Origin of the sequence: Mesorhizobium sp. M0715 (assembly GCF_040320355.1) — a bacterium.
In the GTDB taxonomy this organism is placed as follows: domain Bacteria; phylum Pseudomonadota; class Alphaproteobacteria; order Rhizobiales; family Rhizobiaceae; genus Mesorhizobium.
The window spans coordinates 128112-151083 of sequence record NZ_JAMYPL010000012.1; the positions used below are offsets into that span (position 1 = coordinate 128112).

The following is a 22972-nucleotide window of genomic DNA, read 5'->3' on the forward strand; positions in this document are numbered from 1 at the left end:
ATGTCCGTCGCGCTCGCCGAATCCTTCGCACCAACCGTCCGTCACGACCATGACGGACGCCGGGGCCAGCCGATCATCGACGCCCGCAACGTCGCCGTGGCCTTCAAGGTCGAGCATGGCGTCGTCGACGCGGTCAAGGACATCTCGTTTCAGCTCTATCGCGGCGAGACGATCGCCATCGTTGGCGAATCCGGTTCGGGCAAGTCGGTGACGGCGCGCACCGTCATGGGCCTTCTGTCGCGGCGCGCCACCGTGTCCCCCGGATCGAGCGTCTGCTATGACGGGCAAAACATCCTGAAATTTCCCGAGAGCGCCCGGCGCAAGCTGCGCGGCAACCGCATCTCGATGATCTTCCAGGAGCCGATGAGCTCGCTCAACCCGATCTATACGGTCGGCAGCCAGATCGTCGAGGCGATCCGGGTGCATCGCAAAGTCAGCCGCAAGCAGGCCTGGGCGCGCGCACTGGAACTTCTGCAGCATGTGCAGATTCCCGATCCCGCCGCGCGGCTCAAGCAATACCCGCACCAGCTATCGGGCGGGCAACGCCAGCGGGTGATGATCGCCATGGCGCTGGCCAACAATCCCGATGTGCTGATCGCGGATGAGCCGACCACAGCGCTCGATGTCACCGTCCAGGCGCAGATCCTGAACCTGATCCGCAGCCTGCAAAAAGAACTGCGCATGGCGGTGATCCTGATCACCCACGACCTGACCGTGGTGCGCCAGTTCTCCGACTACGTTTATGTCATGCAGCATGGCGAAATGTGCGAGCACAACGTCACCGAACGGCTGTTCGCCAATCCACAGCACCCCTATACGAGACGGCTGCTGGCTTCCGAGCCGCAGGGGCAGCCGAAGCCGCTGCCGGAGGGCTGCGGCACCATCCTGGAGGCCAGCGGCGTGCGCGTCTCATTCATGCTGCGCCACGGCACCTTCCTGAAACCGGACTGGCGAGAGCTGGTCGCCGTCGACGATCTCGGCCTGAAACTCTGTCGCCACGAGACGCTGGGGCTGGTCGGCGAGTCCGGTTCAGGCAAGACCACCTTCGGCCAGGCCCTGCTCAGGTTGATCGACGCCAAGCGCGGCGAGATCCGTTTCGACGGCAAGCCGATCCACGGCCTGTCGCGGGCGCAGATGCGGCCGTTGCGCTCGCGCATGCAGATCGTCTTCCAGGATCCGTTCTCCTCGCTCAACCCGCGCATGACGATCGGCCAGATCATCGAGGAAGGGCTGATCGTCAACAGCATAGGGGCGACGCGGCGCGAGCGGGTCGAACGGGTGCGCGACGCGCTGGTCAGCGCCGGCATGCCGGGCGATATACTGTCACGGTTTCCGCACGAATTCTCCGGTGGCCAGCGCCAGCGCATCGCGATCGCCCGCGCCATCGCACTCGAACCCGAATTCATCCTGCTCGACGAGCCGACATCGGCGCTGGATCTCTCCGTCCAGGCGCAGATCATCGACCTGTTGCGCAAGCTGCAGGACGAGCGCGGCCTCAGCTACCTCTTCATCTCGCACGACCTCAAGGTGGTGCGCGCACTGTGCCATCGCGTGATCGTCATGCAGAACGGCAAGATCGTCGAGCAGGGCCCCGTCGACGACGTCCTGTCCAATCCCAAGACCGCCTACACGGAACGGCTCGTCAGGGCCGCTTTCGACGTGGCCTGAACATATGCCGGAGGTTAGCATGGCAAGAAATCCCAAGATCACTTTCATCGGCGCAGGCTCGACGGTGTTCATGAAGAACATTGTCGGCGACGTGCTGCAGCGCCCGTCGCTTTCCGGCGCGACCATCGCGCTGATGGACATCAATCCGCAGCGGCTGGAAGAGAGCGCCATCGTCGTCAACAAGCTGATCGCGACGCTCGGCGTCAAGGCGAAGGCCGAGACCCATTCGGACCAGCGCAAGGCGCTGGCGGGCGCAGATTTCGTCGTCGTCGCCTTCCAGATCGGCGGCTACGAGCCCTGCACGGTCACCGACTTCGAAGTGCCGAAGAAATACGGCCTGCGCCAGACGATCGCCGACACGCTCGGCGTCGGCGGCATTATGCGCGGCTTGAGGACCGTGCCGCATCTGTGGAAGATCTGCGAGGACATGCTCGCCGTCTGCCCGCAGGCGATCATGCTGCAATATGTCAACCCGATGGCGATCAACACCTGGGCGATAGCGGAGAAATACCCTGACATCAGGCAGGTCGGTCTCTGCCATTCCGTGCAGGGCACGGCAATGGAGCTGGCGCACGATCTCGACCTTCCCTACGAAGAGATCCGCTATCGCTCGGCCGGCATCAACCACATGGCCTTCTATCTCAGCTTCGAGCATCGCCAGCCGGACGGTTCCTACCGCGACCTCTATCCCGATCTCGTGCGCGCCTATCGCGAGGGCCGCGCGCCGAAGCCCGGCTGGAACCCGCGCTGCCCCAACAAGGTGCGCTACGAGATGCTGACCAGGCTCGGCTATTTCGTCACCGAGAGCTCGGAACATTTCGCCGAATACACGCCCTATTTCATCAAGAACGGCCGCCCGGACCTGATCGAGAAGTACGGCATCCCGCTGGATGAGTATCCCAAGCGCTGCATCGAGCAGATCGAGCGCTGGAAGGGGCAGGCGGAAGCCTACCGTTCGGCCGATCGCATCGAAGTCGAGCAGTCCCGGGAATATGCCTCCTCGATCATGAATTCGGTCTGGACCGGCGAGCCGTCGGTGATCTACGGCAATGTCCGCAACAATGGCTGCATCACCTCGCTGCCCCGGGATTGCGCCGCCGAAGTGCCGTGCCTGGTCGATGCCTCCGGCATCCAGCCGACCTATATTGGCGAGTTGCCGCCGCAATTGACCGCGCTGATCCGCACCAACATCAACGTGCAGGAACTGACGGTGCGAGCGCTGATGACGGAGAACCGCGAACACATCTACCACGCGGCGATGATGGACCCGCATACCGCGGCCGAACTCGATCTCGACCAGATCTGGTCACTGGTCGATGATCTCTTGGCTGCTCATGGTGAATGGCTGCCTGCCTGGGCGCGCTTGAAGCGCAAGAACGAGGCCGCCGCCTGATCGGCGGCGCCCAGCCTTAATTCGGAGCGTCGGGGTCCGTCTCTTCCTCGTCATCGCGGGCCTTGATGACATAGGCGCCCTTCAGCCAGCGGTTGAGGTCGATGTCCTTGCAGCGCGTCGAGCAGAACGGAAAGGTGTCGCGCGCCGAGGGCTTGCCGCATTCGGGGCAGGGGCGCTTTGGGCGTAAGGGCGTGACTTTGGAGTCGGAATTCACAGCCGGGTTCCCGCCAGCCAGCCGCCATGCACCTTGAAGCCTTCGCCGCTCAACAGCGCGACGGTCTCATACAGCGGCAGCCCAACGATGTTGGTGTAGGAGCCGACCAGCTTGACGACGAAGGCGCCGGCGAGACCCTGGACGGCGTAACCACCCGCTTTGCCGCGCCATTCGCCCGACGCGACATAGGCGTCGATCTCCTCGCGCGGCAGCCGCTTGAAGCGCACCCGCGTCTCGACCAGCCGCTGACGCAGCTTGCCGCCCGGGGTGATCAGGCAGATGCCGGAATAGACCCGGTGCGAACGGCCCGACAACAGCCCGAGGCAGTTGGCGGCGTCGTCGAGGGTTTCTGCCTTGGGCAGGATGCGCCGCCCGACGGCGACGACCGTATCCGCGGCCAGCACGAAGCCCGGCGCGTAGTCGGCTTCGGTTTTCAGCGACGCGAACGCCTTCTCGGCCTTTTCCTTCGACAGCCGCTTGGCCAGCGAGCGCGGATGCTCTGCACGCAGCGGCGTTTCGTCGACATCGGCCGGCAGCACGCGGTCCGGCTCGATGCCGGCCTGCTGCAAGAGCTCGATTCGGCGCGGCGAACCCGAGGCAAGCACCAGCTTCTGCAAAATGCTCATCGCGGACCAGTCGGGCTTTGCTTACTTGAAACGATAGGTGATGCGGCCCTTGGTCAGGTCGTATGGCGTCATCTCGACCAGAACCTTGTCGCCGGTCAGCACGCGGATGCGGTTCTTGCGCATGCGGCCGGCCGTATGGGCGATGATTTCGTGTTCGTTTTCGAGCTTTACCCGGAACATCGCGTTCGGCAACAATTCCGTCACGACACCCGGAAACTCGAGGACTTCTTCCTTCGGCATTCGATACCTTTGCTTGGATGGTAGTTCCAGCGCCCTGGCCGGAATTTCGGCGGAACCTATATGATAATCGTCCGCTTGTGAACACGCTTAATCGGCGGCCTCCGGAGGTGTGAATCGACGCCCGATCCGCGCTTTCAGGCGCTCGCGCACGTCCCGGTAGGCCGCCATGATCTGTTCGCGCGTGCCGGCGGCGTCGGTCGGGTCCGGCGTCGGCCAGTATTCGACCTCGACAGCGAGCGAGCGGGTGAGTTCAAGTGCGGCGTGGTGCGCTTCCGGCGCCAGCGTGACGATGAGGTCGAAATAATCGTCCTCGAGATCGTCCATGGTCCGTGGGTGACGCTCGCCCAACGACAGGCCTTCCTCGGCAAGCACCGCATCGACGAACGGATCGCGCTCGCCGGCGCGAACGCCGGCCGAAGCGACAAAGATGGCCGCGGGCAGCATGCGGCGCGCCAGCTGCTCTGCCATTGGCGAGCGCACGGCATTCATGCCGCACAGGAACAGGATCGAACGGGGTAGGGCGCCGGGTGCCAGGGCTAGCCCCGCCAGTGCAGTACGCAGACCAGCGTGAACAGCCGGCGCGCCGTATCGAAGTCTATGTCGATCTTGCCGGATAGCCGGTCCATCAGCGTCTGCGAACCTTCATTGTGCAGGCCGCGGCGGCCCATGTCGATCGCCTCGATGTGGCTCGGCGTCGAGGAACGGATGGCGTCGTAGTAGCTTTCGCAGATCATATAGTAATCCTTGACGATGCGCCTCAGCGGCGTCAGCGACAGGATATGAGTGACGACGGCGGTGCCATCCTCGCGCGCCACGGCAAACACCAGGCGCTGCTCGGCCAGCGACAGTTTCAGCCGGTAAGGGCCGTCGCCGCTGTCATTGACGGGCTGAAAACTGTTCTCCTCGATCAGGTCGAAGATCGCCACCGCGCGTTCATGCTCGACATCGGGTGTCGACCGGCCGATCGATTCATCGAGTTCGACATCGATCAGCCTGGCGCGGGTTTGATCGGGGCCAGACATCGCCGCCTACATGTTCAACCGTATGGCGACGGAGCGTCCATGCGCCTCAAGGCCTTCCGCCTTGGCGAGCGCAATCGCCGCCGGCGCCAAGATACGCAACTGCTCCGGTCCAAGCTTGAGGATCGACGTGCGCTTGACGAAATCGAGCACCGACAGGCCCGACGAGAAGCGCGCCGAGCGTGCCGTCGGCAGCACATGGTTGGAGCCGCCGACATAGTCGCCGATGGCTTCCGGCGTGTGGCGGCCGAGAAAGACGGCACCGGCATTGCGCATCCGCGCCAGGAAACCCTCGGCATCGTCGATGGCCAGTTCGACATGTTCGGCGGCGATGCGGTCGACCAGCGGCAGCGCGGATTCAATGGTTGGAACCAGGATCACGGCGCCAAAATCGCGCCAGCTCGCCGCAGCCGTTTCGGCCCGCGGCAGGCTCTGCAACTGGCGCTCGACCGCTTGTTCGACAGCGATGCCGAAGGCCGGATCGTCGGTGACCAGGATCGATTGCGCCGATGCATCGTGCTCGGCCTGGGCCAGCAGGTCGGCCGCGATCCAGTCCGGATCGTTGCTGCCGTCGGCCACGACGAGCACTTCCGACGGCCCGGCGATCATGTCGATGCCGACGGTGCCGAACACCTGGCGCTTGGCCGCCGCGACATAGGCATTGCCCGGGCCGACGATCTTGGCGACCGGCTTTATAGTCCGGGTGCCGTAGGCGAGGGCTGCGATCGCCTGGGCGCCGCCGACACGGTAGATTTCCGACACGCCTGATATGTCGGCCGCCACCAGCACCAGCGGATTGATGATGCCGCCGGGCGCCGGCACGACCATGACGATGCGCTCGACCCCGGCCACCCTGGCCGGTATGGCGTTCATCAGCACCGAGCTTGGATAGCTCGCCGTGCCGCCCGGCACATAGAGCCCGACCGCCTCGACCGCCGTCCAGCGCCAGCCGAGCTCGACGCCGGCGGCATCCGTATAGCGATCATCCTTCGGCCGCTGCCGCTCATGGTGGGAGCGGATACGGTCTCGCGCGAATTCCAGCGCCTCGATCGTCTTTGAGTCGGCAGCCTTGTAAGCTTGAGCGATGTCGTCCTTCGAGACGGCGATGCCCAATCCAGTCAGATCGGCGCGATCGAATTTCTGTGAATAGTCGATCAGCGCCGCGTCGCCTTCGGCGCGCACGCGCGCGATGATGTCGCGCACCGCGGCATCAACGTCGGCGGACACTTCCCGCTTGGTCAACAGGAAGGCGGCGAAACGCTGCTCGAAATCGGCGTCGGACTGACGAAGCTTGATGGCCATCGGACGCTCAGGCCTTGTGGATGGGGCGCGAGGTGGCTTCCCACGCCCCGCCAATATCGGCAAGGCGCGCCTCGATGCATTCGACGTCGAGCATGATCGTGCCGCCGCCGGCAAAGATCAGCTCGACGATGCCCGCCGGCTTGCTGATCTCGATGAAGCTGATCGCCAGCAGCGACAGGACCTCATTGGGCTTGTCGCGGGCGATGCCGTTGGTCTTGGCGCCGAGCACCCGGTCGAAATGCAGCACCGCCTGCCGCCGCTCATTGTGCTGGCGAAACAGGCCGGATTTGGCCTCCCAGACGAAACGGTTCATGGTCAGCAGGAAACGCTTGGCCGCAGGCAGGAATTCGAGGTCGCTGACCTTCATCACGGCATCCTGGACATGGGCCGAAACGATGCTCAGATCCTGATCGTCGAGCGCGATAAGCTTAAGGGCAGTCATGCGGATTTCGCACCTGAAGGTTGATAACTGAACCTTCTGTTAGGCGGTCTTTCCCGTCCGCGCAACCGCACCGCGAGGCCTTGCGATTGGCCTATGCGGAAATCCGCTCGATCACCGCGCCGCAGTTGGATAGCTTTTCTTCCAGCCGCTCGAAGCCGCGGTCGAGATGGTAGACGCGGTTGACCGTCGTCTCGCCTTCCGCCGCCAGGCCGGCGATGACCAGCGAGACAGAGGCGCGAAGATCGGTCGCCATGACCGGCGCGCCCTTCAGTTTCGGCACGCCGTCGACGATCGCCGTCTGGCCCGAAAGCGTGATGTGAGCGCCGAGCCGCGCCAGTTCCTGCACATGCATGAAGCGGTTCTCGAAGATCGTCTCGGTGATGCGCGACTTGCCCTTGGCCATCGTCATCAGGCCCATGAACTGCGCCTGCAAATCGGTCGGGAAGGCCGGAAACGGCGCCGTCGTCACGTCGACCGGCGCAATGCCGGCGCCGTTGCGCCTCACACGAATGCCGGAATTGGTCGGCGTGATCTCCGCACCCGTCTGGGCGATCACGTCCAGTGCGGTCTGCAGCAGATCCGGACGCGCACCTTCGAGCACGACGTCGCCGCCGGTCATGGCGACGGCCATGGCATAGGTGCCGGTCTCGATGCGGTCGGGAATGACGCGTACGCGCGCACCGGAGAGCGATTCGACGCCGTCGATGGTGATTGTCGGCGTGCCGGCGCCGGAAATCTTCGCACCCATGGCATTGAGGCACTCGGCGAGGTTGACGATCTCGGGCTCGCAAGCCGCGTTTTCCAGCACCGTCTCGCCCTTGGCGAGCGCCGCGGCCATCATCAGCACATGGGTGGCGCCGACCGAGACCTTCGGGAAGATATAGCGGTTGCCGACAAGGCGGCCATTCCTTGTCTTGGCGATGACATAGCCGGTGTCGACGTCGATGTCGGCACCCAGCGCCTGCAGGCCCTCGAGGAACAGATCGACCGGCCGCGTGCCGATGGCGCAACCGCCCGGCAGCGACACTTTTGCTTCGCCCATGCGGGCCAGCAGCGGGCCGATCACCCAGAACGAGGCGCGCATCTTCGACACCAGCTCGTAGGGCGCTGTGGTGTCGACGATGTTGCGGGCGGAGAAGTTGATGGTGCGCGAATAGCCCTCATTCTGCTTCTCGCGGCGGCCATTGACCGAATAATCGACGCCGTGGTTGCCCAGGATGCGGATCAGTTGCTCGACATCGGCCAGATGCGGCACGTTTTCCAGCGTCAGCGTGTCGTCGGTCAAAAGCGAGGCGATCATCAAAGGCAACGCCGCGTTTTTCGCGCCCGAGATCGGAATGCTTCCGGAGAGCTGGTTGCCCCCGACAATTCTGATGCGATCCATGGAAGAAAGTCCCTCTCGGCCAAACAGGGCCGGTTCAATCGTTTGAGTAGCGGCCCGTCTAGACCATTGGCCGATCTGGTTCAAGAATTACGCTGGTTCAAGAAATGGGATTTCGCCCACCCCGGGCCAAGAGTGGCCGATTTGAGTTAATCTTTTTGTATTTCCTTCGATGCAGCGAGCCCGTCCGGCCGTTGATCTGCATCTCCGGTGCGCCGCGAGCGTGACTGCGCCTTGCGCTTCTGCAGATTGGCGCGCAATTGCTCTGCCAGCCGATCCTTGCGGATTGTTGCGCTGTTATTCGGTGGACCATCCTTTTTCACTGGAATTGCCTTGTCATCCATTGTCCCGCTCTGGCCCGTGAGCAGCCAGCCCGCCATTCAGGGATAGCCAACATTGTGGCGCCCCCATGTCATTAAAAGCTATCCGGCAAAGGCTTTCACAGAAGCGTTGCGCTTGGCCTTGCGCTTGCCGGTTCGATATGGCAGAAGCCCCGCCATCAGCGGCTGCGGTAGCTCAGTGGTAGAGCACTCCCTTGGTAAGGGAGAGGTCGAGAGTTCAATCCTCTCTCGCAGCACCAGTTTCCAACATCCTTGTTGCCGCACATTCGTCCTCTGCATTTGCAAGGGCGAGGCGGCTACACGGGAACGGCGCGGCCGTCGTGCTGGCGGACCTCATCAGCGGTGCATTGCTCCAGAAAATGGCTGCCACAGGCAACTCCAGCCGAAGCGCATTCCCGGCAAGACACGATTCGTTAACCAAGATGCTGTTCATCGACATGACGTATTGTGGCATGGATGCCCGTCTGCGTCGGTCAAGTCCATGCTTGTCAGGAAGAGGGCCGAAAGGCTCCTGATCTGGGCGGAACCTAAAACCGCCCGAAACAAAAGAACGTGCAAGGCATGAACGTGAGCGAAAACGTGCAAAACGCCCCCGGTGCTTCCCGTCTTTGGACACTGCCGGCCATCATGGCAGCGTTCTTATGTCTGTTCGTTACCGGCGCGTTCGCGGAGACGCGTGCTTTGAAGATTCAACATCTCCATACGGGCGAGAAGGCTGAAATCGTGTTCAAGCGCAATGGGCGCTATGATCCGGCGGGATTGAAGAAGATCAATTTGATGCTGCGCGACTGGCGTCGCAACGAACCGACGAAGATGGATCCGCGCCTGCTCGATCTTGTCTGGCAGGCCTATCGCGCCAGCGGCTCGACAGCCTATATTCACGTGGTCAGCGCCTATCGGTCGCCAGCGACGAACGCCATGCTGCGCAGCCGCTCGAAGGGCGTGGCTCGGGAAAGCCAACACATGGTTGGCCGCGCGATGGACTTCTTCCTGCCGGATGTGCCGCTGAAGAAGCTGCGCGACATCGGCCTCAAGATGCAGGGCGGCGGCGTAGGCTATTACCCGACCTCCGGCTCGCCTTTCATACATATGGATGTCGGCAATGTGCGGCATTGGCCTGGCATCAGCCGCCAGGAACTCGCAAGGGTATTCCCGAACGGCAATACGCTGCATGTGCCGAGCGACGGCAAACCGCTGCCCGGTTATGGGCAGGCGTTTGCCGCCTACAAGTCGCGCAAGGGCACCGGCGCGCCCAACATCGACCTGGCAAGTGCCGACGGCGGCCAACGCAGGCCGCGCGGCCTGCTGGCGACGCTTTTGGGCGGGCGCGGCGCGGACGAGACCGATGATGTCGCCGAAGCGGTGCCGGCGCCACGCAAGCCGGCCAAGTCCGTTGAACCCAGGCCCGCCGGCATCGCGATCGTGCCGCCGCAGGATGCCCAGCGCGCTGACATCCAGATGGCTTCCGTCGATCGGGTCGAAGAATCGTCGATTGGGCCGGAAGGAAAGACGCCTGAAGCGATCGTCATGGCGATGGCGCCGGGCTCAGTGCCGCTGCCAGCCTTCGCCCCGCGCACCGGGCCAACGACCAGCATTCCGACCCCGCAAATCGCGCAACTTGCAACAGCCAACGCTTCCACGGCGCGGGCCGAACTGGCCAATCCAGCGGCAACCGATGCTGAAATTCCCTCGGGCAAGTCGGATGCCGGCCCCGCGAGCGGCGCGCCGGACCTTGTGGCGCTCAACATCCCGTTGCCGACATGGCGACCGGAAAGCTTGACAAGCCCGATGCGCCAGCCTGAAGCAGACAAAGCCGGCGATGCGGTCGCTGCCTTGCTGGCCTTGAACCACGCCGATGACGGCCACAATGGGTTGGCCGGCCAGCGGGTCTCGGTTGCCCAATCGAAGCCCGAAGATCGCGTCAGGACCAGCCCGAAGGCCGACCGTGTCCAGCCAAATCTCGATCCCGAAGCCACCGCGGTCATCGTGCCGGCAGCGTTGTCCGGCCGGCTGATTGAGACGGGTCGTGGCATCGCCGGCGGAGCTAGCCCTGCGGCGGCGTCCGTCATTGCCGCCAATCTCATCCGCACAGCGCCGGAGCACATCTATCTCGATGGATTCCAGCCGCGAGGACAGACCTCCGATCACCGACGCTTCACCGGTTCAGCGGTCAAGTTCCTGCCCATCGCCAGCTTCAGATAGACGCAAGCCCTCGTTCGAGCCGACGTGGATGTGTTGCACGACTGGCTTGGCTGTCATGGGATTGCAAGTCATGCCGAACTCTCGATGGTTCTGTAAGAAAAGTTCCAAATTTGACAAACATGTGCGAAATTGTAAGATAATTGTCTTTCCGTCGACGATAGGCGATGACAATGTCGATCCGCGAAGAACTGGCCAATACGACCGTGGCGTTCACCTCCGCGGAAGAGAAGATCGTCCAGGTCCTGCTCGCCGATTATCCGATGTCGGGGCTGGGCACCGCGACCCGGCTGGCACGGCGCGCCGGCGTCAGCGACCCGAGCGTGACGCGGCTGATGACCAAGCTTGGCTATGTCGGCTTTGCCGACTTCCAGGCACGCCTGCTCACCGAAGTCGAATCCAGGCTGCATTCGCCGCTTTTGATGATGGAGGCCAAGCGTCCGGGCGGCTCCAGCGAAGGCACCGCACTTACCTATTTCCATTCGGTTTCAGACAGCCTGGAGCGCACCCGCACGGCAGTGCCGGTGCAGGCCTACACGCGCGCCGTCAACATGCTGCTGGAGAGCAAGGGCCAGGTCGTGCTGCTGGGCGGCCGGTTCAGCCGGCATATCGCCTCCATGCTGGCCGGCTACCTCCTGCAGTTCCGCTCCGGCGTGCGCGACATCGGTTCGTTGAGCCCCGCCGATTTCGACCTGTTGATCGACCTTGGCAAGCGCGACCTCCTCGTCGTGTTCGACTACCGGCGTTACCAGTCGGACGTGGTGAGCTTTGCCCAGCAGGCCAAGGAGCGCGGCGTCTCCATCCTGCTGTTCACCGATGTCTGGCTGTCGCCGATATCTGACATAGCGGACCTGACCATGGTCGCCGCGATCGACGCCAACTCGCCGTTCGACACGCTGGCGACGGCCGTTGCCCAGATGGAAACCGTGTTTGCCCACGCGCTGGAGAGCCACGGCGCCGGGGTGCGCAAGCGCATCGAGGACATCGAAAGGATCCGCAGCGCCAATGCGGTCACGCTCGATACCGCCCTGTCGTCATCGGCCGACGACGCCGCCAAATCCAAAACCACAAGGAAATAGTGTCGTTGCGCCCAGTGCAGCGATTGCAAAGCGCCGCGACGCAGAGAAGGAAGCGACAATGCCCGACAACCAGACCATCATCGATGCCGTGCAGGCTGAGATCGAGACCGATCGCGACTGGTTGATCGGCCTGACCCGCGACATGGTTCGCATCCCTTCGGTCAACCCCAAATTCGAGCCCAACCCGGCGATCAACCGCGAGGCGGATGTCCAGGCGCTGCTCGAACCGATCCTCAGGCAGGACGGGTTCAAGACCGAGCAATGGGATGCCTTGCCCGGCCGGCCCAATCTGGTCGGCGAATGGGCGGGAGACGAGGACCGCAGCCTGATCCTGTGCGGCCACATCGACGTCGTGCCGGTCGGCGCGATGAAGGACTGGTCGGTGGATCCGTTCGGCGGCGAGATCACCAATGGCCGCCTTTATGGCCGCGGCGCCGTCGACATGAAGGGCGGCGTCGCCGCTTGCGTCGCCGCAGCACATGCGATCCGCAAGGCGGGCATCACGCTGCAGGGCCGGCTGGCCATCCATTCCGTCGTCGACGAGGAAGCCGGCGGCTTCGGCGCCATGGACGCGGTGAAGAAGGGCAAGCTCGCCAAGGCGGTGCTGGTCGCCGAACCGACCTGGGGCGATGTCCTGCCCGTCGAAGGCGGGCTCGAATGGGCGCGGGTGACGATCCGCGGCCGCAACGCCCATTCGGCGCTGCGCTACAACGAGATTTATCCGCAGCGCCACGACAAGGACCGGCTCGAGCCGGGCGTCAACGCCATCGAGATCGCCGCTCGCTTCATCGCCGCCGTGCGCCAGTATGAACTGGACCGGACGCGGGCGAAATCGCATCCATTGCTGCCGCTCGGTATGAACACGATCAACATCGGCGTCATGCATGGCGGCACCGGCCTTGGCGAACACGGCCTGCCGACCGTCATGACCAACCCGGCCATCATTCCCGACGTCGCGGTGCTCGATCTCGACATGAAATTCCTGCCCGATGAGAACTCGGCCGACTACCGCCGCGATTTCGAGACGTTCGTCCACCATTTCGCCCAGACCGATGCGTGGCTGCGCGACAACCCGCCTGCGATCCAATGGGAGCTCGGCGGGCTGTATTTCCCGCCGATGAACACCCCGGTCGATCATCCGCTGGTGACCTCGCTGATGAAGCGCAAGGCCATGGTCGGCAAGGCGCCGCAGGCGCGCGGCTTCGTCGCTGTGTGCGATGCCGCGCACTATGCCGGCGCCGGCGTCGACGGTGTCATCTTCGGCCCGTCGGGCGACGGTTTTCACGGTTCCGACGAATATGTCGAGGTCGAATCGGTGGTCGAGACCGCCAAGGTGATCGCTGCTTCGGTCATCGACTGGTGCGGCATCCGCTGAGGCGGAGCCGCTATTCCGAAACGGTCAGGCCGGGCGTTTCAGGCGTCCGGCGACGGCGCCCCATGAAGCCTTGATCATGCCGACCAGGCCGCTCGGGTAGGCCAGCATCACGCCGATGATCAGCACCGCCGTGATCATCGGCCGCCACGCACCGAAATCGGCCATCCATTCGGCGAAGATCGTCAGCACGAACGAAGCGATGATGGCGCCGTAAATGGTGCTGGTGCCGCCGAGCAGCACCATCGACAGGATGATGGTCGCCAGGCTCATGCCGAAGACGTCGATCGAGGCATTGCGCTGGTAGGCGGCGTAGAAGGCGCCGGCGATGCCGGTGAAGAAGGCGCTCGCGGCAAGCGTCAGCATGCGCTGGCGGACGATCGAGACGCCGCGGCTGACGGCGTATTCCTCATTGTCGCGCAAGGCGACGATACTGGCCCCGGCGCGTGAGCGCACGAACACGCGCAGGAACAGCGTGCTCGCCACCAGCATCGCCAGCGCGATGTAGAAATAGGCTGACTTGCCGTCACGGACCATATTGTGGTCGAACACGTAAAGTCCGGGAATGCGCACCAGCCCTTGCGTGCCGCCGGTGATGGCGGACTGGCTGATGATCACCTGCATGACCAGCTGCGCGAAGCCGAAAGTGACCAGGATGATGTAGATGCCCTTCAGCCGCAGGATCGGGATGGTCACAAGGATCGCCGCCAGCGTGGCGATGACACCGCTGGCAAACAGCGCGATCCACGGGTCGAATTCGGCCAGCTTGGTCAGCAGGCTGTAGGCATAGACGCCGATGCCGAACAGCGCCAGATGGCCGAAATTGAAAACGCCGCCATAGCCGAGGCTAAGATCCCAGTTCGAGGCGACGATCGCATAGATGAAGGCCATGATCAGGATGTGGCGGGCATAGGTGTCACCGAAGATCAGCGGCAGCAGCGCCAGCAGCGCGAAGCCGAGCACGAAGCCGATGGCCTCCTGCTTCCACGGCGTGCGGCCTGGAGCGATCGGGGTTGCCGCCTCGGCGTGGCCAGGCGCGATCAGCGATGTCGTGTCGGTCATGCTAGGCCTCGGGAGCGGCTGGCGAAGATGCCCTCGGGGCGCACCATCAGGGTCAGGATGAGCACGCCGAACAGCAGCGCCGGCGTCCAGTACAAGCCGAAATAATAGCTGCAGGCTGCCTCGAAGAAGCCGATCAGATAGGCGGCGAAGATCGGGCCCGATATGCTCGATATGCCGCCGAAGACGACGACGATCAGCGCCTTGAGCAGCGGGTCGCTGCCCATCACCGGCGACATGAAACGGTAGCCGCCCATGAAGATGCCGGCGAGCCCGGCGAGCGAAGCGGCGATGGCGAAGGCCAGCCCATAGAGCGCGGTGACGTTCAGCCCGACAAGGTGGCTGGCATCTTCGTTTTGCGCCACGGCGCGCAGCGCCAGCCCGAGCCGCGTGCGGTTGAGGAACATCCAAAGTGCGGTCAGGATCAGCGGCGTGATGACGATGATGGCGATCTGGTGCAGGGAGACGCCGACGCCGCCGATGGTGGTGTTGCCGGCGATCAGCGCCGGGATCTGCTTCGAGCGCGGTCCCCAGATGGTCAGCGCGCCGTTCTCGATCAGCGACCCGGCTGCCAGCGTGGTGATGACGACGACCAGCACGATGTTGGGTCGGCCGATCAGCGGCCGCACGACGCTCGCCTGCAGGATCCAGCCGACGCCGGCCATGACGACGACGGCGATGGGAAAGGCGACCGCCGCCGGCAGGCCGAGTTCGACCAGCTGCCAGGCGATGTAGGCGCCCAGCATCATGAACACGCCATGGCTGAAATTGAACACGCCGATCGTCGTCCAGACGAGAGCGAGCCCAACCGCCATCATGGCGTAGAGCGAGCCCTGGAACAGGCCGCCGAACAGGATTTCCGCCAATGCGCTCATCTTCGGATTTTCCTAATGGCCAAAATACATCGACATGATCTCGCCGTGGTCGAGGCTTTCGCCCGGCTTGATCTCGGTCGCAACGGCGCCATGGTTGACGAGGTAGAGTTGCTGCGTCAGTTCCAGCAGAAATTCGATATCCTGCTCGACGACGATCAGCGGCACGCCGCCGCGCGAAATGTCCATGACGGAGGCGCAGAGTTCGTCCTTGATCTTGGGTGCCAGCCCCAGCGTCGGCTCGTCGAGGATCAGCAGGCGCGGATGGCTCATCAGCGCGGTGCCGATCGACACCATCTGGCGCTCGCCGCCCGACAATGTGCGCACGCGCTGGCGCCAGCGTTCCGCCAGTTTCGGAAACAGCTTGATCACCTTCTCGCGGTTCTCCGCCTCATGCGGCCGGGCCCGCGGCGAATAGGCTCCGAGCGCCATGCAGTCGGCGATCGAGAGATCGGGAAACAGCCGGTTGCCTTGCGGCACATGGATCAGGCCGGCGCCGACGATGGCGCGTGCGCTGCGGCCGGCAATGTCTTGCCCGTCGAACAGGATGCGGCCGCTCTTCGGCTGCAGCAGCCCGGAGACTGCGCGCAGCAGCGTCGTCTTGCCATGGCCGTTGGGGCCGAACAGGCCGACATTGCCGAAACGGCCGGCCTCCAGCGAGATATCGTGCAGCACGGTGACGCGGCCATAGCCGGCGGTGACGCCTTCGACGCTGAGAATGGGGTTCACGCCGCCGACCTCCTCGTGCCGAGGTAGGCTTCGATGACGCGCGGATCGGCGATTACGCCTGCCGGATCGCCGGCGGCCAGGACACGGCCATTGTTGAGCACCAGCAGATGCTGCGAAAGGCTCATCAGGAAGGTCAGCACGTGCTCGATCAGAAGGATGGTGATGCCGCGCTCGGCGGTGCGGCGGATCAGGCCGATCGACGTCTCGATCTCGGGCTTGGTCAGGCTCGATGCCGGCTCGTCGAGCAAGAGCATGCGCGGCTGCATGGCAATCGCGGTGGCAAGCATCAGGCATTTGCGCTCGAACACGGATAATTCGCCGGCAAGCCGGCCGAACGACTGAGATCCCAGACCGACGAACTCCAGCGCCTCGGCGGCGGCATTGCGGGCCGTGGCCGCTGTCTTTTCCTGCTTGCCGTAACTGGCGCCGATCAGCGCGTTCTCGAACACGGTCAGCCCGTCGAAGCTGGTCTCGCGCTGAAACGTGCGGGCGAGGCCGAGGCGCGCGATGGCGTGTCCCGATTTGCCGTTTATGGCAATGCCGTCAAAGCGGATGTTGCCCCGGTCGGGGCCGAACGGGATGCCGGTGATGATGTTGAACAGCGTGCTCTTGCCGCTGCCGTTCGGGCCGGCGATACCGAAGATCTCGCCGGCCTCGACCTTGAACGACACGCCGTCGACGGCCTTCAGCGAACCGAAGGCCTTCGACACGTCGTCCAGTTCAAGCAGGGCCATTCCCTACTTCATCCAGGGCTGGAGCTTGAAGGCGCCGGTGGCGTATTTCTCCGGAGAGATCAGCGTGCGCTGGCCGTCCCAAATCTGGAAGAAGGTGATCGGGATGTAGTCGTCGCCCTGTGTGGCAAGGTGGGTGGCGGGATCGAATTTCAGCCGCCCTTCGGCGACCTGCTTGTCGGTCTCCGACAGCGCCTTCATGATCGCCGCATGGTCGGATGCGCCGCCGACCTTCTTGACCGCGTCGAAATAGACATTGGTCATTTCGTAGAGGCCGATGCCGTAGGTGCCGCTCTCGACGCCGTATTTTGCCTTGAACTTGGCTGCCACCTCGTCGGCCCGCGGGTTCTTCGGCGTCGTCAGCGCGCCGCCGAGCAGGTTGTAGATGACACCATCCGACTTCTTGCCGGTCAGTTCGACGAATTCCGGAACGCTCGGTGCGTATTGCAGGAAGACGAGGCTCTTGGTCGGCTGCTCGAGGAACTGGTTCAGGAAGGACGCCGAATTGCCCGGCAGATAGTCGGTGTTGATGACGACGTCGGGAACGTTCTCGCGCACCTTGGCGAGGATCGAACGCCAGTCGGTCACTTCGCCGAAGGGCACGATCTCGTCGACGGTGATGGTCCAGCCCTTCTCCTTGAAGGTCTTCTTCATGCCTTCGGAGATGGTCTTCGAATAAGCGTTGTCGGACGAGATGATGGCGACCTTCTTGGTCGGCAAGGTGATCTTGCCGTCGGCCGCGAGCTTCTCGACGAACAGGGTGACGTCGGTGTTGTAGGCGTCGAAGGAAGGCGTCAGCGACCAGCAGCACATGTATTTATCGGGGCTCGGCGCGATGATGTCCCTGGTCTGCTGCGAGGTGGCCGCCAGCATGTAAGGCATTTCCGCTTCGGCCATGTTGTCGATCTCGAAATTGGTCAGGCTGGCATAGCCGGTCAGCATGAAGTGCACGCCCGGATCGCCAAGCAGGCGCTCGACCGCGCTGGTGACGTTGCCGGCGGACTGATCCTTGACGTCGCCGACCACCAGTTCGAACGTATCCCCGGCAACGCCGCCGGCTGCGTTGGCCTCGTCGATGGCCATCTGCACGCCGCGCTGGAATTCCTGGCCGTCCGCCGCGGCAGGGCCGGTCAGCGGCGCAAGCAGGCCGATCTTGACGATTTCGGCAAAGGCGGGGGCGCCTGACACGGCAAACATGCCGATCAGCGTCGTGCTCATCAGCATATGGCGGATTCGACTTGCGGCGGATTTGGGCTTCATCGTGCTGTTCCCTGTTTTCCTCCCGTTCATCGGGAGTTGGATAATTGACAATCTACGCATAATTGTTCTTATTTGAAAAGGATTTTTCAACGCAACCTAGCCGGGAAGATGGTTCCCGCAAAGGTATGGAAGCCGTGGCGCTTTGCTGCGCAACTGCGTTAAAACAGGGCAATTCCCGACGGAGCGGACAATGACGATCTCGCAGAAGACCCTTGAAACCAGCCACGGCAAGATCGCTGTTCGCCAGACCGGTGGCGAAGGCACCGCTGTCATGCTGATCCACGGCAATTCATCTTCCAGCGCCGTTTTCCGCAACCAGTTGGACAGCATGTTGGGCGAGCGCTACCATCTCATCGCTCCCGACTTGCCCGGCCATGGAGCGTCCGCCGATGCGATCGATCCGGAGCGTTCCTACAGCATGGAAGGCTATGCCGACGCCATGACCGAAGTGCTCGGGCTGCTCGGCATCGACAAGGCCATCGTCTTCGGCTGGTCGCTCGGCGGCCATATCGGGCTTGAGATGATCGACCGCTTTCCCGGCCTGCTTGGCCTGATGATCACCGGCACGCCGCCCGTCTCGCCCGAGGAGGTCGGCAACGGCTTCAAGCCGAGCCCGCATATGCACCTTGCCGGGCAGGAAACCTTCACTGACGCGGATGTCCAGGCCTATGCGCGCAGCACCTGCGGCGAGCCGTTCGAGCCGTTTCTCATCGACACGGTGGCGCGCACCGATGGAAGGGCGCGGCGCCTGATGTTCGAAAAGTTCGCGGCCGGCACCGGGCGGAACCAGCGCGAGATCGTGGCCGGCAAGACGCCGCCGATCGCCGTTCTGAACGGCATCGACGAGCCATTCGTCAACACCGATTTCGTCTCCGCTGTGAAATTCTCCAATCTATGGGAAGGCAAGGCCCATCTGCTCGACAAATCCGGCCACGCGCCGTTCTGGGATTCGCCGGATCGCTTCAATCCGGTCTTCGCCCGCTTCCTGGCAAGCTTCGACAGAGCGTAGGTCCGTCGGAAAACCGGCGCCACAGACCCCGCCTTCGAGACAGGTGGGTGACAATCACGTGCACCTACCGTATATTGACATAAAGATATCCTTATGTGACATGAAAAGGCCTGTCGCCAAAGGGATAAAAAATGTCGCAGAATTCTGCATCGCTGGACGATTTGTTCGGCCCCGTCGCGGCAAAACCGGACGGCTCGGAAGTGCTTGCCGCGCTGACGGCAGCAGCACGCGAACGCATCCTCATCCTCGATGGCGCCATGGGCACGCAGATCCAGGGCCTCGGCTTTGACGAGGACCAGTTTCGCGGCGAGGCCTTCGCCGGCTGCGCCTGCCACCAGCAAGGCAACAACGATCTTCTGATCCTGACGCAGCCGAAGGCGATCGAGGAGATTCACTATCAATACGCCATCGCAGGCGCCGATATCCTCGAAACCAACACCTTCTCCTCGACCTCGATCGCCCAGGCCGATTACGGCATGGAGGATGCCGTCTACGCGCTGAACCGCGATGGCGCGCGGCTGGTGCGGCGCGCCGCTGTTCGGGCCGAGCAGCAGGACGGCAAGCGCCGCTTTGTCGCCGGTGCACTCGGGCCGACCAACCGCACCGCCTCGATGTCGCCCGACGTCAACAATCCCGGCTATCGCGCCGTGACCTTCGACGATCTGCGCCTCGCCTATGGCGAGCAGCTGCGCGGCCTGATCGACGGTGGCGCCGACATCATCCTGATAGAGACCATCTTCGACACGCTGAACGCCAAGGCGGCGATCTTTGCAGCGGAAGAGATCTTCATCGAGAAGGGCGTGCGCCTGCCGGTGATGATTTCGGGCACCATCACGGACCTCTCCGGCCGCACGCTGTCGGGCCAGACGCCGACGGCCTTCTGGCATTCGGTGCGCCACGCCAGCCCGTTCACCATCGGCCTCAACTGCGCGCTCGGCGCCAACGCCATGCGCGCGCATCTGGCCGAGATTTCAGGCGTCGCCAACACCTTCACCTGCGCCTATCCGAATGCCGGCCTGCCCAATGAATTCGGTCGGTATGACGAGAGCCCGGACTTCATGGCCGCGCAGATCGAGGAGTTTGCCCGCGAGGGACTGGTCAATGTCGTCGGCGGCTGCTGCGGTTCGACGCCCGAGCACATCCGCGCCATCGCCGAGGCGGTGAAAAAGTATCCCCCACGCGCCATTCCCGACATCGAGCGCAAGATGCGCCTGTCCGGGTTGGAGCCGTTCACGCTGACGGACGAAATTCCCTTCGTCAATGTAGGCGAGCGCACCAATGTTACCGGGTCGGCCAAGTTCAGGAAGCTGATCACGGCGGGTGACTATGTCGCCGCGCTCGACGTGGCGCGCGACCAGGTCGCCAATGGCGCGCAGATCATCGACATCAATATGGACGAAGGCCTGATCGATTCGAAGAAGGCGATGGTGGAGTATCTCAACCTGATCGCCGCCGAACCGGACATCGCCCGTGTCCCGGTCATGGTCGACAGTTCCAAATGGGAGATCATCGAGGCTGGCCTGAAATGCGTGCAGGGCAAGCCGCTGGTCAACTCCATCTCGATGAAGGAAGGCGAGGCGGCATTCCTGCATCATGCAAGGCTCGTGCGCGCTTATGGCGCCGCCGTGGTCGTCATGGCGTTCGACGAGGATGGCCAGGCCGACACCAAAGCGCGCAAGGTGGAGATATGCACCCGCGCCTACAAGCTTTTGACCGAACAGGCCGGCTTCCCGCCCGAGGACATCGTCTTCGATCCGAACGTGTTCGCCATCGCCACCGGCATCGAGGAGCACGACAATTACGGCGTCGACTTCATCGAGGCGGCGGGCGAGATCACCGCGACGCTGCCGCATGTCCACATTTCCGGCGGTGTGTCGAACCTCTCCTTCTCGTTCCGCGGCAACGAGCCGGTGCGGGAGGCCATGCATGCCGTGTTCCTCTACCATGCCATCCAGCGCGGCATGGACATGGGCATCGTCAATGCCGGTCAGCTCGCCGTCTACGATACGATCGAGCCGGCACTGCGCGAAGCCTGCGAGGATGTCGTGCTCAACCGCATGCCCAAGGCCGGCGGCACCGCCACCGAACGCATGCTGGAGATCGCCGAACGCTTCAAGGGCACGGCCGGCAAGGAAGCGCAGGAGCGCGATCTCGCCTGGCGCGAATGGACTGTCGAACAGCGGATCGGCCATGCACTGGTCAACGGCATCACCGAATTCATCGACGCCGACACTGAGGAAGCGCGGCTTGCCGCCGAGCGCCCGCTCCATGTCATCGAAGGCCCGCTGATGGCCGGCATGAACGTCGTCGGCGACCTGTTCGGCGCGGGCAAGATGTTCCTGCCGCAGGTGGTTAAGTCGGCGCGTGTGATGAAGCAGGCGGTGGCCGGGCTGCTGCCGCATATGGAGGCCGAGAAGGTGGCCAACGCCGCCAACGGCATCGACAATGGCGAACGCCAGACCGCGGGCAAGATCCTGATGGCGACGGTGAAGGGCGATGTCCACGATATTGGCAAGAACATCGTCGGCGTCGTGCTGGCCTGCAACAATTACGAGATCATCGATCTCGGCGTCATGGTGCCGGCAGCGAAAATCCTGCAGACGGCGCGCGACCAAAATGTCGACATCATCGGCCTGTCCGGCCTGATCACGCCATCCCTCGATGAAATGGTGCACATGGCCGCCGAGATGGAGCGTGAAGGCTTCGACATTCCGCTGCTGATCGGCGGCGCGACGACCAGCCGCGTGCACACGGCGGTGAAGATCCACCCGCGCTACAGCAAGGGGCAGACGGTCTACGTCACCGACGCCAGCCGGGCGGTCGGCGTCGTGTCGTCCTTGCTGTCGAACGAGAGCAAGGGCGGCTATGTCGACACGGTGCGCACCGAATACAAGAAGGTCGCGGATGCACATGCCCGCTCCGAAGCCGACAAGCAACGGCTGCCGCTGGCCAAGGCGAGGGCCAATGCGCACCGGATCGACTGGTCTGCCTACGAGCCGCCGAAGCCGTCTTTTACCGGCGTCAAGGTGTTCGAGAACTGGGATCTCACCGAACTCGCGCGCTACATCGATTGGACGCCGTTCTTCCAGACCTGGGAGCTGAAGGGCCGTTATCCCAAAATTCTCGAAGACGAGGCGCAAGGCGCCGCCGCGCGCCAGCTGTTCGAGGATGCGCAGGCGATGCTGAAAAAGATCATCGCCGAAAAATGGTTCGCCCCGCGCGGCGTCATCGGCTTCTGGCCGGCCAATGCCGTCGGCGACGACATCAGGCTGTTCACGGACGAAAAGCGGTCGCAGGAACTGGCGACCTTCTTTACCTTGCGCCAGCAACTGACCAAGCGCGACGGCAAGGCCAATGTCGCGCTGTCGGATTTTGTCGCGCCGGCCGACAGCGGAAAGCCCGACTACATCGGCGGCTTCATCGTCACCGCCGGCATCGAGGAGGTGGCGATCGCCGAACGGTTCGAGCGGGCGAACGACGACTATTCGTCGATCATGGTCAAGGCGCTGGCGGACCGCTTCGCCGAAGCCTTTGCCGAGCGCATGCACGAGAAGGTGCGCAAGGAATTCTGGGGTTATACTCCCGACGAAGCCTTGGCGCCCGACGAGCTGATCGGCGAACCTTACCGCGGCATCCGTCCGGCGCCCGGCTATCCGGCGCAGCCGGATCACACCGAGAAGGCGACGCTGTTCCGGCTGCTTGACGGTGAGGGCAATGCGGGCGTGAGCCTGACCGAAAGCTATGCGATGTGGCCGGGCTCGTCCGTGTCGGGGATCTATCTGTCGCATCCCGAAAGCTACTATTTCGGCGTCGCCAAGGTCGAACGCGACCAGGTCGAAGATTATGCACGCCGCAAGGCAATGCCCTTGGCCGAGGTCGAGCGCTGGCTTGGCCCCATCCTCAACTACGTGCCGGCACACTACGCCGAGGCGGCTGAATAGCGACGGCATGCCCTCAACAGAATTTGCGCGGGTTCCCGGCTTGTGATCCATGGCGCGGCGGTTACACCTTCGCGGGCAGTCGCCTTTGCAGTTGG

Annotated in this window: 21 protein-coding genes and 1 tRNA gene; 8 read left to right on the forward strand and 14 right to left on the reverse strand. The window is 63.5% G+C overall.

Annotation, left to right across the window (positions count from 1 at the left end):
• Positions 1-1668 (forward strand): ABC transporter ATP-binding protein, encoded by a 1668-nt coding sequence (locus tag NKI21_RS16755; RefSeq protein WP_352676233.1) that lies wholly within the window; start codon positions 1-3, stop codon positions 1666-1668.
• 19 nt (positions 1669-1687) lie between these two features.
• Positions 1688-3061 (forward strand): alpha-glucosidase/alpha-galactosidase, encoded by a 1374-nt coding sequence (locus tag NKI21_RS16760; protein WP_352441083.1) that lies wholly within the window; start codon positions 1688-1690, stop codon positions 3059-3061.
• A gap of 16 nt (positions 3062-3077) precedes the next feature.
• Here NKI21_RS16760 and yacG read toward each other — a convergent pair whose 3' ends face one another.
• The 9 genes from yacG to NKI21_RS16805 form a co-directional block, all read right to left on the reverse strand.
• On the reverse strand, positions 3078-3275 hold the full coding sequence (gene yacG / locus NKI21_RS16765; RefSeq protein WP_023809262.1) for a DNA gyrase inhibitor YacG: 198 nt from the start codon (positions 3273-3275) through the stop codon (positions 3078-3080).
• A complete protein-coding gene (locus tag NKI21_RS16770) occupies positions 3272-3901 on the reverse strand; it encodes a Maf-like protein (protein ID WP_023809261.1) in 630 nt (209 codons plus the stop codon). Before NKI21_RS16770 ends, yacG begins: the two co-directional genes overlap by 4 nt.
• A 21-nt stretch (positions 3902-3922) precedes the next feature.
• A complete protein-coding gene (gene infA / locus NKI21_RS16775; RefSeq protein WP_006200926.1) occupies positions 3923-4141 on the reverse strand; it encodes a translation initiation factor IF-1 in 219 nt (72 codons plus the stop codon).
• Positions 4142-4228: 87 nt separating this feature from the next.
• Positions 4229-4690, reverse strand: coding sequence for an arsenate-mycothiol transferase ArsC (locus NKI21_RS16780; RefSeq protein WP_081734750.1), 462 nt, complete (start codon positions 4688-4690; stop codon positions 4229-4231).
• Positions 4678-5163, reverse strand: coding sequence for a UPF0262 family protein (locus tag NKI21_RS16785; protein WP_013530198.1), 486 nt, complete (start codon positions 5161-5163; stop codon positions 4678-4680). The genes NKI21_RS16780 and NKI21_RS16785 overlap by 13 nt, the downstream gene beginning before the upstream one ends.
• A gap of 6 nt (positions 5164-5169) precedes the next feature.
• Positions 5170-6462 carry a histidinol dehydrogenase gene (gene hisD, locus NKI21_RS16790; protein ID WP_352441082.1) on the reverse strand — a complete coding sequence of 431 codons (1293 nt, stop codon included), beginning with the start codon at positions 6460-6462 and terminating at the stop codon, positions 5170-5172.
• Between the two features lie 7 nt (positions 6463-6469).
• The gene (locus NKI21_RS16795; RefSeq protein WP_023809258.1) at positions 6470-6904 is read right to left on the reverse strand and encodes a DUF2948 family protein; all 435 of its coding nucleotides are present in this window, start codon (positions 6902-6904) and stop codon (positions 6470-6472) included.
• Positions 6905-6995: 91 nt separating this feature from the next.
• Positions 6996-8288 (reverse strand): UDP-N-acetylglucosamine 1-carboxyvinyltransferase, encoded by a 1293-nt coding sequence (gene murA / locus NKI21_RS16800; RefSeq protein ID WP_023809257.1) that lies wholly within the window; start codon positions 8286-8288, stop codon positions 6996-6998.
• Between the two features lie 146 nt (positions 8289-8434).
• On the reverse strand, positions 8435-8629 hold the full coding sequence (locus tag NKI21_RS16805) for a hypothetical protein (protein ID WP_023809256.1): 195 nt from the start codon (positions 8627-8629) through the stop codon (positions 8435-8437).
• Positions 8630-8790: 161 nt separating this feature from the next.
• On the opposite strand from NKI21_RS16805, the gene NKI21_RS16810 reads away from it, so the two are divergent.
• The 4 genes from NKI21_RS16810 (at position 8791) to NKI21_RS16825 (ending at position 13279) form a co-directional block, all read left to right on the forward strand.
• Positions 8791-8865: transfer RNA gene (locus NKI21_RS16810), tRNA-Thr, on the forward strand.
• A 322-nt stretch (positions 8866-9187) separates the two neighbouring features.
• Positions 9188-10828: a peptidoglycan L,D-endopeptidase MepK gene (locus tag NKI21_RS16815; protein WP_502895929.1), complete on the forward strand. Its 1641-nt coding sequence runs from the start codon at positions 9188-9190 to the stop codon at positions 10826-10828.
• Between the two features lie 170 nt (positions 10829-10998).
• A complete protein-coding gene (locus NKI21_RS16820) occupies positions 10999-11904 on the forward strand; it encodes a MurR/RpiR family transcriptional regulator (RefSeq protein WP_128302676.1) in 906 nt (301 codons plus the stop codon).
• 58 nt (positions 11905-11962) lie between these two features.
• Positions 11963-13279 carry a M20 family metallopeptidase gene (locus NKI21_RS16825; RefSeq protein WP_352441067.1) on the forward strand — a complete coding sequence of 439 codons (1317 nt, stop codon included), beginning with the start codon at positions 11963-11965 and terminating at the stop codon, positions 13277-13279.
• A gap of 24 nt (positions 13280-13303) precedes the next feature.
• On the opposite strand, the gene NKI21_RS16830 is transcribed toward NKI21_RS16825, so the two are convergent.
• The 5 genes from NKI21_RS16830 to NKI21_RS16850 are packed head-to-tail and all read right to left on the reverse strand — an operon-like array spanning position 13304 to position 17927.
• Positions 13304-14338 carry a branched-chain amino acid ABC transporter permease gene (locus tag NKI21_RS16830; protein ID WP_352866417.1) on the reverse strand — a complete coding sequence of 345 codons (1035 nt, stop codon included), beginning with the start codon at positions 14336-14338 and terminating at the stop codon, positions 13304-13306.
• A complete protein-coding gene (locus NKI21_RS16835; RefSeq protein WP_352441064.1) occupies positions 14335-15210 on the reverse strand; it encodes a branched-chain amino acid ABC transporter permease in 876 nt (291 codons plus the stop codon). The genes NKI21_RS16830 and NKI21_RS16835 overlap by 4 nt, the downstream gene beginning before the upstream one ends.
• A gap of 12 nt (positions 15211-15222) precedes the next feature.
• Positions 15223-15936, reverse strand: coding sequence for an ABC transporter ATP-binding protein (locus NKI21_RS16840; protein ID WP_127269236.1), 714 nt, complete (start codon positions 15934-15936; stop codon positions 15223-15225).
• Positions 15933-16670, reverse strand: coding sequence for an ABC transporter ATP-binding protein (locus NKI21_RS16845; protein ID WP_352441062.1), 738 nt, complete (start codon positions 16668-16670; stop codon positions 15933-15935). The genes NKI21_RS16840 and NKI21_RS16845 overlap by 4 nt, the downstream gene beginning before the upstream one ends.
• Positions 16671-16673: 3 nt before the next feature.
• On the reverse strand, positions 16674-17927 hold the full coding sequence (locus NKI21_RS16850; RefSeq protein ID WP_352441061.1) for an ABC transporter substrate-binding protein: 1254 nt from the start codon (positions 17925-17927) through the stop codon (positions 16674-16676).
• Between the two features lie 190 nt (positions 17928-18117).
• Here NKI21_RS16850 and NKI21_RS16855 point away from each other — a divergent pair, with 190 nt between their 5' ends.
• Positions 18118-18936: an alpha/beta fold hydrolase gene (locus NKI21_RS16855; RefSeq protein ID WP_352441060.1), complete on the forward strand. Its 819-nt coding sequence runs from the start codon at positions 18118-18120 to the stop codon at positions 18934-18936.
• A 131-nt stretch (positions 18937-19067) separates the two neighbouring features.
• Entirely contained in the window at positions 19068-22877 is a 3810-nt protein-coding gene (gene metH, locus NKI21_RS16860) for a methionine synthase (protein WP_352441058.1), read from the forward strand.
• The last annotated feature ends 95 nt before the right edge of the window (positions 22878-22972 follow it).